The organism is Streptomyces sp. NTH33 (genome assembly GCF_003236365.1).
GTDB lineage: Bacteria > Actinomycetota > Actinomycetes > Streptomycetales > Streptomycetaceae > Streptomyces.
Window position 1 is genome coordinate 1 of the sequence record NZ_POTZ01000028.1, and the last position, 12,022, is coordinate 12,022.

At 69.4% G+C, this 12,022-nt stretch carries 7 protein-coding genes, 1 tRNA gene and 3 pseudogenes; 4 read left to right on the plus strand and 7 right to left on the minus strand.

Annotated features, from left to right (window positions below):
* The 4 genes from C1I97_RS04875 to C1I97_RS04890 all read right to left on the minus strand — a co-directional run.
* Nucleotides 1-1,395 (minus strand): Cys-Gln thioester bond-forming surface protein (locus C1I97_RS04875; protein ID WP_181446569.1); only part of this gene is annotated, 1,395 nt, incomplete at its 3' end.
* A 182-nt stretch (nt 1,396-1,577) separates the two neighbouring features.
* Nucleotides 1,578-2,063 carry a single-stranded DNA-binding protein gene (locus tag C1I97_RS04880; RefSeq protein WP_111001988.1) on the minus strand — a complete coding sequence of 162 codons (486 nt, stop codon included), beginning with the start codon at nt 2,061-2,063 and terminating at the stop codon, nt 1,578-1,580.
* A gap of 214 nt (nt 2,064-2,277) precedes the next feature.
* The gene (locus tag C1I97_RS04885) at nt 2,278-4,347 is read right to left on the minus strand and encodes a YfjP family GTPase (RefSeq protein WP_181446570.1); all 2,070 of its coding nucleotides are present in this window, start codon (nt 4,345-4,347) and stop codon (nt 2,278-2,280) included.
* 3 nt (nt 4,348-4,350) lie between these two features.
* Complete coding sequence (locus C1I97_RS04890; protein WP_111001989.1) at nt 4,351-5,964, minus strand: dynamin family protein; 1,614 nt, start codon at nt 5,962-5,964, stop codon at nt 4,351-4,353.
* A gap of 321 nt (nt 5,965-6,285) precedes the next feature.
* Between C1I97_RS04890 and C1I97_RS04895 the strand changes: the two genes are divergently transcribed.
* Nucleotides 6,286-6,358 (plus strand) — tRNA-Arg (locus tag C1I97_RS04895).
* A 249-nt stretch (nt 6,359-6,607) separates the two neighbouring features.
* Here the strand turns inward: C1I97_RS04895 and C1I97_RS04900 are convergent.
* Together C1I97_RS04900 and C1I97_RS42910 are read right to left on the minus strand one after the other, a co-directional pair.
* A complete protein-coding gene (locus C1I97_RS04900) occupies nt 6,608-7,984 on the minus strand; it encodes a tyrosine-type recombinase/integrase (protein ID WP_181446571.1) in 1,377 nt (458 codons plus the stop codon).
* Nucleotides 7,984-8,334, minus strand: coding sequence for a helix-turn-helix transcriptional regulator (locus C1I97_RS42910; protein ID WP_441349084.1), 351 nt, complete (start codon nt 8,332-8,334; stop codon nt 7,984-7,986). Before C1I97_RS42910 ends, C1I97_RS04900 begins: the two co-directional genes overlap by 1 nt.
* A 645-nt stretch (nt 8,335-8,979) precedes the next feature.
* On the opposite strand from C1I97_RS42910, the pseudogene C1I97_RS04910 reads away from it, so the two are divergent.
* Nucleotides 8,980-9,344 (plus strand): annotated as a pseudogene (locus C1I97_RS04910) (YdcF family protein); the annotation flags it as partial.
* Between the two features lie 21 nt (nt 9,345-9,365).
* Here C1I97_RS04910 and C1I97_RS04915 read toward each other — a convergent pair.
* Nucleotides 9,366-10,284, minus strand: a pseudogene (locus C1I97_RS04915) (IS982 family transposase).
* 70 nt (nt 10,285-10,354) lie between these two features.
* On the opposite strand from C1I97_RS04915, the gene C1I97_RS04920 reads away from it, so the two are divergent.
* Together C1I97_RS04920 and C1I97_RS04925 are read left to right on the plus strand one after the other, a co-directional pair.
* Nucleotides 10,355-10,744: a hypothetical protein gene (locus C1I97_RS04920; protein ID WP_111001990.1), complete on the plus strand. Its 390-nt coding sequence runs from the start codon at nt 10,355-10,357 to the stop codon at nt 10,742-10,744.
* Between the two features lie 130 nt (nt 10,745-10,874).
* Nucleotides 10,875-11,139: pseudogene (locus C1I97_RS04925) on the plus strand (YdcF family protein); the annotation flags it as partial.
* Nucleotides 11,140-12,022 lie beyond the last annotated feature (883 nt).

A 12,022-nucleotide genomic window follows, 5' to 3' on the forward strand; every position in this document is an offset into this window, starting at 1 on the left:
GGTCGTCCTCTTCTTGCGGACGATGCTCAGGGCCGTGGCGCCCAGGACCAGCAGGCTGAGGCCGGTCATGGCGATCAGGGGGGTGGTGTCGGTGCCGCCGGTGTCGGCGAGGTTGGTGTCGGTGGCCGGGGGGCCGACCGTGGCGGGGCTGGGCTCGCCGAGCGCCTGGGTGGTGATGCCGGCCGGGCTGCCCTGGGTCTCGCAGTCCAGGACGCCGGTGAAGCGCTGTCCGTGGCCGCCCGGGCCGGTGATCGTGAAGTCGTAGGCCTGGTCCTCCTGGAGCGGGATCGTCACCGTCTCGGTGGCGCCCGCGGCGACGGTGCGCCGGGTGCCCATCAGCTCGAAGGTGAACGGCTCGTCGCCCTTGTTGGCCGCGGTGATGTCCAGGCCGCCCTCGGCGCAGTTCTTCGCCGCGGACAGCGCGGGTATCGCGCCCTTCGCGGCCCAGGTGACACGGGCGGTCGCGGAGACCGTGGACTCGCTGGAGCCGGCCAGGATCTGCGTCTGGCTGCGGCTGTCGGAGGTGAGGGCGCGGCCGACCGGCACGGTGGTGGAGGCCTGCGCGGTCAGCGTGGCCGCGCCGTCCGCGGTGTCCTCGGGGACGTCGAAGAACACCCGGCTGCCGTTCCTGGCGGACGTGATCTCCCTGCCGTCCTTGCCGACGATCCGCACACCGCTGGTGGCGGCGCCCGCGGGAGGCGTGAGCGTCACGCTGCTCGCGTCCGTGCGCACCGTCACCGGGCCGAGCCGCTCGCCCGGGTGACCGGAGACGGCCGGCGGGTCGAGGGTCAGCGAGGCCCGCGGTTCGGGCAGGTCGCGGGCGCTCTTCTCCAGGTAGTCCGCGAGCTTTTCGGCCTCCGGGTCGACGGCGTCAACGTCCGCGCCGTCGGAGTAGCGCCAGATGGCCACCTGGGTGCCGGCCGCCGCGTCCTGCTCGGTGAGGTTCTTCACGCCCGCCTTGGTGGCGAGCGCCGCGAGGTCGTTCACCTGCGGGTAGGAGTTCTGCAGGATCCAGCGGATCTTCCCGGCGTCCTTGTTGGCCGCCAGCGAGGTGCCGCTCCACGGCGTCTCGTGGTACTTGGCGTCCCGCTGGGTGGGGTTGTGCATGTCGATGCAGTAGGTCTGCAGGGTGCCGCCGCCGTCGACGGACATCTCGAACAGGCCCGCGGAGACCTGGTGGTCCCCTCCGTCGTCATGGATGACGGCGGTGCCGTAGGTCTTCAGGCCGCCCAGGGTGGCACTCGCCCCGCCCGGACTCTGCGGCGTCCCCTCGGCGGCGGCCGGGCCGGCGGTGGTCATCACACCGGCGGCGACGAGTCCCGACACCAGGGTCGCGGCGGCGAGACGGGCCGCCCCTCGCCCGCGCGCGGACGGCGCGGAGTACGAAGCACACACAGAATTCCCCTTCGAGCAGGACTCGTTGACGTGGGGGGCGCGGTCCCACCAGCAGAATCTTCAAGCCCCGAGAGCCATGCCCGGCATCCTAAGGACCGCCCGTACCGCCACTTGACTGTCGTATCGTCAGATGGCTGATCCGAATCAGAATCGTTATGACCAAGATCGGCTCACGCTCCCGGTCAGGCCGTCACCGCGGCCGTCGGATCCGGCCGTTGCGGTGAGAGCGCGTCCGGGGAGGGCGCATCCGGGGACGGTGTCTCCCACGTGGGTTCCGGCCTCGGGGGCGAACCCACGGGCTGCGGCTCCGTCCTGACGGTGCGCCGGAAGGCCGTCGTGCCCCGCGCCAGGTCGTGGCCGATCGCCAGGGCGTCGATGTCCGCCCAGGTCCTGCTGGTGCCGTCGCGGGTCTCCGTGCGCACCTTCAGCCGGCCCTGCACGATGACGGGGTCGCCCACGTTCAGCGACGCCACCGCGTTGCCGGCGAGCTGACGGTTGGCCCACACCGTGAAGAAGTTGGTGTGCCCGTCCGTCCAGGCGTTCCTCTCCCGGTCCCAGTAGCGCGAGGTCACCGCCAGCCGGAACCGTGCCGAGGCACCAGAGGGCAGCTCCCGGTGCACCGGCTGCGTCGCCACGTTGCCCACGGTGCACACGATCGTCTCGTTCATCGTCCGTCCCCTCCTCCACCCGGCCGTCCGGGCCGGGCGGACACACGTACGGGCCCGTCCCGTACGGCTGCGTCTGCCGTGACGACCGCGTCCGTCGCGATCGCCGCGGTACCAGACTGCCTCCGCCGGGCCGGACCCGCTGAGACCTGTGGACCACCGCCTGCCTGTGGAAAACTCCCTCACCCGTACGGGTGACAGAGGTCCCCGCCCCGCCTCACCGCGCCCCTGTCCCCATGACCCGTGCGTACTGCTCGCGCACCTCCCGGTACCGCAGCAGCTCCGCCGCCACCGGATCCAGCACCCGGGCACGGCCGCACCCCGCCGCGGCCTCCCGCAGCCGGCGCTCCGCCTCCTGCCCGTACCGCCGTGCCGGTCCGCGTGCCGCGATCCGGCAGCTCCACTCCACGAGCGGCCCGCCGACGATGCCGGCGATCATGAGCAGCACCGGCACCCCCAGGTTCGGCGCCATCACCCCGACGATCTGGCCGACCAGCCACAGTCCCCCGATGACCTGGAGGATCGTCATCGCCGCCTGTGCGAGGACCGCGGCCGGCCACCAGCCCGGGCGCGGCGGCCGCCCCGGGGGCAGCCCGGTGCGCGCCGCCAGCTCGTCCAGCGCCTCGGGCAGCCCCTGGGCGCCGCGCACGGCGGCCTCGCGCACCGCCTGCGCCCACGCCGGGGGCAGGCCGGCCGAGGCCCGGTCGGCCACCGTGCGCACCGCCTGTTCGACGCGCTGCCGGGCGGTGGCCTCCTCGTCCGGCTGCGTGCGCAGCGACAGGCGGCCGGTGGGCGGCTCGCGCAGGTCCTGGCACCACCGCCACAGCCGCAGCCAGGGTGTGCCGCAGGCCTTGCCCGCGTTGCGCAGCCAGGCCCGCTCGGCCGCCTCGCCCGCCGCGGTGGCACCCACCGCGTCCGCGAGCCGGGCCGCGAACTCCTCGCGCGCCTCCTCGCTGAGCCCGGCGCTCCTCCGGGTGGCGTACACGGGCCGCAGGTGCACCGCCGCGGTGTCCACGTCGGCCGAGATCCGCCGCCCCGCGGCACCGCGCTCGGCCACGAACTGTCCGAGCGCCTCGCGCAGTTCGTCGACGCCGTCCCCGGTGAGCGCGGACAGCGCGAGCACGGTGGCGCCCGGCTCGCCGTGCTCGCCGAGCGCGATCCCGTCCTCGTCGAGCAGCCGGCGCAGGTCGTCCAGGACCTGGTCGGCGGCCTCGCCGGGCAGCCGGTCGACCTGGTTGAGGACGACGAACATGACCTCCGCGTGGCCGGCCATGGGACGCAGGTAGCGCTCGTGGAGGACGGCGTCCGCGTACTTCTCCGGGTCCACGACCCAGATGACGGCGTCGACGAGAGCGAGGATGCGGTCCACGTGCTCGCGGTGCTGCACGGCGGCCGAGTCGTGGTCGGGAAGGTCGACCAGGACCAGCCCGCGCAGCTGCGGGTCGGGTTCCGGGCCCTGCAGGGGACGTCTGCGCAGCCGCCCCGGGATGCCGAGGCGGTCGATGAGACTCGCCGCGCCGTCGCTCCAGCTGCACGCGATGGGTGCCGCGGTGGTCGGCCGGCGTACGCCGGTCTCCGAGATGGCCACTCCCGCGAGCGCGTTGAACAACTGGGACTTGCCGCTGCCGGTGGCGCCCGCGATGGCGACGACGGTGTGCTGCCCGGAGAGCCGGCGCCGCGCCGCCGCCTCGTCGAGGACGCGGCTCGCCTCGGAGAGGGTGCCGCTGTCGAGCCGGGTACGGGACAGGCCCACCAGTTCGCGCAGCGCGTCCAGCCGTGACCGCAGCGGTGGGTCGTACTCCAGCGGGGGCACCGGCAGCGGCCTGGAGGGCCTGGGCTCGACGGACAGGAGAGGCATGAGGGGCGCGAGGGGCGCGGCGCCGGTGGTGGCCGGCTCGGTGACGCGGCGCGCGATCAGTCCGTCGTCCCAGGCGTCGTCGGACTCCGTACGGCTCGGAGTGCCTTCGTCCCTCGCGCGCGTGGGGCGGTCGTTGTCCCTCGCGTGCCTGGGGCGGCCGTCGTGCTGCACGCGCGTGCGGGCGTGCGCGGCCCCGCCGTGCTCCGCCGCCGCGGGAGCGGAGAGACGGCGCTCCTCGGCACTCCCCGGTTGCTCCGTGTTCCCGGTCTCCGGCATGTCCTGGGCCGCCTGAAAGTGCTCGATCCCGTCCTCCCCTGTCTCCTGTCCGCCCGGCCTGTTGCCCTCGGTGGCGACGGCGCCTTCCGTCTGCCCGGTGTGTTCCGTGTGTCCCGTGTGTTCCGTTCGGTCCTGGTCAGTGACGGCGGTCACCGGTCACCTCTCCTTCAGCAGTACGGACAGCGCGGCGATCAGTTCGGCCTGTGGCTCGGGGTGCACCTCGAGGGCGTCGAGCGGGGCCAGGCGCCGCTCGCGCTCCTTGTGCATCACCCGGTCCAGGAGGTCGGCGAGCAGCCGTCCGGCGCGGTCGCGCAGCCGCAGCGCCCCGTGCGCGCCGATCCGCTCGGCGAGCCCCTCGCCCGCGGACCGCGCCCGGCGGCCCCCCAGCAGCCCAGTGGCGGCCAGGGCGGCGACGACCTCCGAGTCCGGCGCGACGCTGCGCTCCAGCTCGCGCACCTCGTCCTCGGCGTACTCCTCGAGTTCGCGCCGCCACCGCCGTACGGCCAGCCCGATGCGGTGCTCGGCGCTCTCCGGCGCCGGGTCGCGGTCGGCGAGTTCGGGGGCGCCGGCGGCCGGCTCGCGCCGCCATGCCCCGTCGATGCGCTCGTCGGCGGCGGTGACCGCGCACAGCAGCAGGGCGCCGAGGCTCTCCACGAGCGCGTCGAGCAGTTCGTCGGCGGAGCAGTCCAGGGGGAAGGCGCGCCACCGCTTCAGGGCGTCCCCGGCGAGCACGGCGCCGGACTGCAGCCGGCCCCGCACGCGCGCGTACTCGCTGTCGTAGGCGCTGTCGACGGCGGAGGTGAGCCGCAGTGCCGCCGCGTACTGGGCGGCGGCGGCGCCGGCCAGCTCGGGCATCCGGGACTTCAGCGAGTCGAGCAGGCCGTGGACCGTACGGCCCATGACGTACTGCCGGGCGGCGGGGTCCTGGGCCTGGTGGACCAGCCAGGTGCGCAGCTGGGCGACTGCGGTGGCGGGCAGCAGGCCCCCGCCCCAGGCCGACTCGGGCAGCTCCGGCACGGTGAACCGCGGTACGTGGCCGAGCCCGGCCTTGGTGAGCAGCGCCCCGTACTGGCGGGAGACCTCGGAGACGACCTGGTGCGGCACCCGGTCCAGCACGGTCACGAGCGTGGCGTCGTACTCCTTGGCGGCGCGCAGCAGGTGCCAGGGGACGGCGTCGGCGTACCGGGCGGCGGTGGTGACCATGACCCAGATGTCGGCGGCGCAGATCAGCTCGGCGGCGAGGACGCGGTTGTCGGCGATCAGGGAGTCGATGTCGGGCGCGTCGAGCAGGGCGAGGCCGGGCGGCAGGGTCTCGACGGTCTCCACGCGCAGGATCCGCGAGGAGTCGTGCCCGTGCGTCAGCATGTCGTCCGCGGGGCCGGGTTCGTCCCGGGGCACCCACACGCGCGTGAGGTGGGGCAGGACGCGCATGCCGCTGAACCAGTGGTGGTCCTCCGGATGGCAGACCAGTACCGGGGTGCGGGTGGTCGGCCGCAGCACGCCGGCCTCGCTGACCCGTCGCCCGACAAGGGAATTGACCAGGGTGGACTTTCCGGCGCCCGTGGATCCTCCGACGACCGCCAGCAGCGGCGCTTGGGGCTCTCTGAGCCGGGGCACCAAGTAGTCGTCGAGCTGGGCGAGCAGTTCGTCGCGGTTGGCACGCGCGCGGGGCGCCCCTTCCAGGGGCAGCGGGAAGCGTGCGGCGGCGACACGGTCGCGCAGGGCGGAGAGTGCGTCGAGCAGTTGAGGCCGTACGTCCAAGGTCACCACATGCGAAGAATGCCCAATTTTAGGGGAATTCTGAAGCATATGAGCATGTACGCGCGCCGACGGAACACAAGGGACGGAAAGGGCGACCGGGACACGGATGGAGTCCAGGCATAACGAGTGCACAACACCAGGTGCGCCGGACGTCAAAAGCGATGCAGGATTCGTACCTGCCTGCGATTATCGGGACCGCTTCACCGAACCTCCACATTGAGCCACGGAGGCGAAGCAACAGGGACATGGATCCGGGAGCCCTATCCTTGTCCCCGGCGATGTCAGGGATCAGCCCGCACCCGGGCGCCAGGGCAGAGGCCACCACACCAGGCCCCCGTAGCTCAGTGGATAGAGCAGGCGCCTTCTAAGCGCTTGGCCGCAGGTTCGAGTCCTGCCGGGGGCGCCGAGCGACGCCCTCCTTCCGGGAGGGCGTTTTGCCTGCTCAGAAGGCGTGTCACCGACTCCGGCGGCCAGGTCGGACGGGAACGCCCGGGAAGGTCTCCAGTCCGACTGGCAACGGCTGAAACCGGGCTTCTACGGGTGTCTGTCCCCCATGTGTCCCCCAGGATTCCGGCCCTCGGCGGGCCCGGGCACGTCCTCCGGGCGTACGCAGAAGCGGTCCGGGGCCCACTGGAGGAGGCCCCGGACCGCTTCACGCTGCTACTGGCAGGTACCGGACCTCTTCGATCCGTTTCAGGTAGTCGGCCAGCTGCCCGACGATGCACCGCGCGTAGATCGCCAGGAGAACCGGCACGCTGTTGCCCGCCCACTCGGCGACCTGCGCCGGGGGGATGCCCGCATTCAGCCATCCGGTGAGGCAGGTGTGGCGGCAGTCGTACACACGCTTTCCTGCGGGCGAATTGTACTCGTGTGGAGTAAGCACCTCCCTGCGCGCCTTGTCCCAGACACGTCTGAAGACAGAGCCGGCGAGCGTCTTCCCGCCTTCGCCGGGGAACAGAAGCCCCTCCGGCTTGAGCTTGTACTTGGCAATGATCTGACGCAGGAGGACCACCAGGTCCGGATGGATCGGCACCGTGCGGGTGTCGCCCTCGGCCCGGCCCTTGAGGAAGCGGTCCTCATGGACATCGCCGGTGTCCGTCCACTGGCTGCCGACCTCGGGTTGGGCCTTGTGGACGATGAACTCACCCCACCCCGAATCGGGGAGTGTGGCGTCCGCCACGCGCAGGGCGACGGCTTCCTCGGGACGCAGGCCGGCGTAACAGAGCGTGGCGAAGAACGCCTGATAGAGCAGACCGCGGCGAGGCCGCTTGCCTATCCATTCGAGCAGCGCCGCGACCTGCGAGGGGTTGAGCAGGGATCGCTTGCTGATGGCCTGGCCGACCCTCGGCGCACTGTCCTGTTTGCCGATCTTGGTCAGGGGGTTGGTTCTGAGGACGTTGTGCTTCACCGCGTAGTCCAGGGCAAGGCTCATGATGCGACGGTTTCGGGTCACCGAGCTGGCCGCCGCGGCGGTACCGTCCAGGAGCGTGCCGAGTGCAGCGACCACGGCCTCGGCCTTCGCTGTGTCCTCCCAGGCCGACATCGGCAGGGTATTGCGCTCGACCCAGTTGAGGATCTCCCGCACCTCATCGGGCAGCGACGAGGAGCGTCGCTTGGTATTGAAGGCGTACTCCCGCAGGGCCGTGCGCACGTCCCGAGGATCGAACTGGCTCGGCTGAGTCCGGAGCAAGGCGATCGTGGCGGCGGTCATCGCCTTGGCCACGTTCTTGCGGCTGTTTCCACTGGACCGAGCCCACTTCCAGTCCACGTACTCGGTAGCGAAGGAGTACCAGCCCTTCTCCGCCGCCTTGCTGGCGAACGTGATGGGCAGGCCGGTGATGGTACTGAAGGGGACCCCATTGTTGGCCGCTGTCTTCAGCTCTGCGCGTCGGCCGTCGGCCTGCCCCTTGGTGGGGTAGGTTTCGCTGTGCTTGCGCTTGTTGACGGTCCACACGACTCGGTACGTGTACCCGCTCTTGCGCTTGCGGGGCTCGATGCTGAAGATCCGGACGTCGAACGTGCCCTCCATCAGGGGCGATCCTCACAATCAGTCAGCCAGTTTTCGAAGTCTGTGCGCCGTATTCGGAGAGTCCCGTTGGGAAGTCGGATACAGCGGGGGCCACGCCCCTTCTGCCGCCAGTCGTAGAAGGTCGATCGCGCGATCTGCAGCTCAGCGCATACCTCGTCCACCGTCAGCTTCTGTCCTTGCCTGATCGTTGCCGTCACGAGACGACCTCGCCGTTCACGACGTGTGACATGACAGCGACCAGGTCCGATGACAGTTCCTGATGAAGCTGAAAGAGCGCAGGGGGCATCGCGGATCGGCACATGAGATGGTTTCCTTGCTGAGAACGAGGAGCGTCTCCACCCGGACCGCACGCAGCCATCACGGCATCAACGGACGGGCGTTGTTCGGTGGTCTGCAGGCCAGAGCCGGTCGATGACTCCTCTCGAAGGCACGGCGTGGCCTACCGCTCGCTTCGGCTCCACCGCCAAGTACAGCCGAGCGCGAACACCCCCAATGGTCACCACGATCGCCGGTTTGGCTAACCGGCGATCGTGGTCTATGTTTCGCTCGCGATCGGGCCGACCCCGCCCTCGTAGTCCTACCGAACCAGGTCTTCTTCGAGTCGGATGGTGATTGCGCGACCCCCGTGCTTGCCGTACCCCGAGTCAAGGAGGACACGGACTGTCAGTCGGACGGATCGGAAAACTTGCATGAACGAAAAGGCTCCTCATCGGTTCACCCGGCAGGTCACTTACCGACCGCCGATCCGGGGTGTTGTACGTTGACATACCTCCGAGGAGGGTTCCAGTCCGTTCCCGATCTTTATCGTCTGCCGTGAGCGATTTCGAGGCCCCGAAGCACGGACTGCACCGGAAGGCATACGCGATCCCCCGGCCGCCTGGATGACAGGGGGAGGTCGAGGAACGACGGTCACCGACAGCAACCAGACGCGACCTCGCTGGGCCTCACCTCAATCACCTGAAGTCCTCTGGCTATCAAACGCCTCACGGCACGCCATGCCGCATCTCGGGGAAACCTCAGACTTCCAGCAGATGAGCCACGAGTTGCGCCCTTGCTCCGTGGCGATCGGACCCGGAGCCACGACCTGGGGGTGGCCGCCACTACCGCAGACCTGTACCACCGTGGCATGGCACCGCTCATTGTCTTCACTGGAGCGACCAGCCGTACCATGCGTGAGCGGATGCCCCGCGGTGAAGCCGAACACTACCGGGACCGCGCGGTGGAGCTGGGGGTTCCTGCGAGCGCCATCATCGTCGAGCCGAAGGCCAGGAACACAGGCGAGAACATCCGCTTCTCCCGCGTCCTGCTCGAAGAACAGCGTGTTTCCGTCTCGTCGGCCCTACTGGTCAGCAAGCCATACTAGATGATCTATTCCAAGGGGTCAGTGATCGTAGGCGATCACTGAGCGTAAGACGGTTTGTCCGGTCGCGTCGTTGTGCCAGATCGCGGCGGTCAGCGCAAGAATGCGTTGCATGACGCGGGCTATGACACCTCCGGGTGTGCGCCCTCGGTGCCGTTCGAGGTCAAGCTGTCCCTTGAAGGTCTCGTTGATCGATTCGATGACCTGCCGCAGCGGCTTGAACAGGGCTGCGCCAGGCCGTTCCCGTTCACCTTTACGGGCAGGCCGCAGCAACTGGACTCCATGCTCGGACAGTTCGCGTTCGAAACCACGGCCGAAGTAGTTCTTGTCGCCGATGAGGGTCTGTCGGGGGCGCTCTCGCAGAAGCTCGGATTCGGCGGCCAGGAGGTCGAGGAGGGTCTCGCGTTCGTCGGCCTTGGCCCCGGTCAGGGCGAAGGCGATGGGCAGGCCCTGAAGGGTGCAGACCAGGTGCAGGCGCAGGCCCCAGAAGAAGCGGCTGTGGCTGGCGCAGTAGCCGTATTCGGCCCAGCCTGCCAGGTCGGAGCGTTTGACGGTCTCGCGGGAGCGGCCGCATTCCACCGGGGTGGAGTCCACGACCCATACGTCGTCGCTCCACACCGAGGTGGTGGCGGCCAGGATCCGGTTGACGCTTCGTATCAGACCGGCGGCCTTGCGCAGCCGCTTGTTGTAGCCGGGCTGCTGGGGCAGGTAGGGGAAGAGGTGGCGCAGGTGGGCACGGGCATGGCGGAGCCATTTGGCCTCGGAGGTGAAGCCGAGTATGGCCTGCATCGTGGCGAGGGTGAGCAGTTCGGCATCGCTCAGGCGGGGCGTAATGCCGACCGGCGGGCGCCACGACGCCAGCTCGGGATGCTCCTTCAGGATGTCGTCGGTCGGTCGTCGCATAGAGTGCTGTCGCGAGGGTGTCCACATCGTTCGTCACAAAACGACCTTGGGCACCCTCGTTCTCGTCTCCGCAGGCACCCCTTGGACCGCACCACCAGGAGGAACCAGTGTCATACCCGCAACTGCTCACCCCCGAGGAGAAGCTCGCCGACGCGAAGAAGCAGCTGAGCCTCCCGCGTATCGTCGTGATCTGCGGCTCCACCCGCTTCATGACCGAGATGACCGAGGCCGATCTGCGGGAGACCAAAGCCGGAAAGATTGTCGTCAAACCGGGCTGCGACATGAAGTCGCCGCACGAACTTTGGTCCGATCCTGCCGAGGCTGAGGCGCTGAAGGTTCGACTCGACGATCTGCACCGGGCGAAGATCCGGCTCGCTGATGAGGTGCTCGTAGTCGGCGACTACATTGGAGACAGCACCCGAGCCGAAATCGCCTACGCCCGGTCGCTGGGCAAGCCCGTGCGGTTCACGCACCCCGAAGTCGACCCTGACGCCTGACCGCCCGCTGCCACCTCGACAACCAGGACCGGCAGCACGCCACCTGACCGTCTCGCGGTGGCTATGGCCGCCGCCCACCCCACGCCCTCCGCAGGTATCCCTTGGAATTGATCATCTAGGAGCGACGGGCTACGCAACGGCGCGAAAGCTCTGGCCGGATGTCGAGTGGGTGAGCGTCCACGCCCATGACGCTCTCCGAGTACGTCGACTCGATCCAGGACGCGTGTCTCGTCATCGACATGCTGGTGGGGGCCCAGCAGCGGTTCATGGTGTACCCCCGGCAAGGGTTCATGATCGAGCAAGAGATTTCTGACGAGGCAGCGGCGGCTTTCGGACGGTTGCGTAGCGAGGGCTTCACGAGTCGACTCGTGCCGGCAGAGGCGGAGCGGGCCTGAGTACCGATCCCCCCCGTCTGAGACCGCGTCCTATGCGGCGGGTTTCGCGCATCACGTCGGTTGTATCGCTCAGGTGATCCAGCGGCCTCGAGAGGCTCCGAATCCGGAGACGATCAGGAGGCGGGCTGACGCTTACTGTAGGCGCGGACACCTTGCCCGGAGCGTCGGCCCGTGCAGGTGACCGCTGTTGCGTCCTCGAAAAACTGGCTGGATCACCTGCATCACTCCAGTGATATCACTCGTGAAATGTGCGGTTCGCCGCCACGGTCACCAGGCTTAAGGGATGCGTCCGGAACGCCGTACTAGTGCGGCGGGACGCGGACGGCACTCTCATAAGCGCCCATGAACGAGGGCGCAACTCGCCGCCCATCGTGGGGTGCGGGCCGATCGAGCATGCTCCGCATCCCACGGCGGCCTCCGACGGAGGTGACACCGTGCTGGGCCAGGGGACCACGTTTGGCGAGAGCCAGACGATGACCTTGATGATCACCACCGGGCAGTCCACGCAGACGCCCTTGTTGCACAGCACTTCCGCAGCTGAGCCTTGCTGCCGACCGGGTGGCCTGCCATCTTGCGTGCGCCCGTTTCACCAACGAATTGAGCCCGAGCGTCATCGTCGACACTGTCATGGTCATAGTCGAACTGATCGCCAACGGCCTTACGCTTATGGGGTATCCGTGCCGCGAAGTTCGGTGTCTGGCCGGCTGACGGAGATGGTGTCGTCCAGGTAGATGGCCCGGTCGGCAGCAGGCCGAGGATGTCGGACGACGAATAGTACGCGGAGACCGGCCGGGACGGCTTCTGGTCACAGAGTTCACCCACGAGTGGCTGGGTACCGTTCCCCGTCGGACAAGGCCGTCTGGGGACTCATCAGCACGGCTCC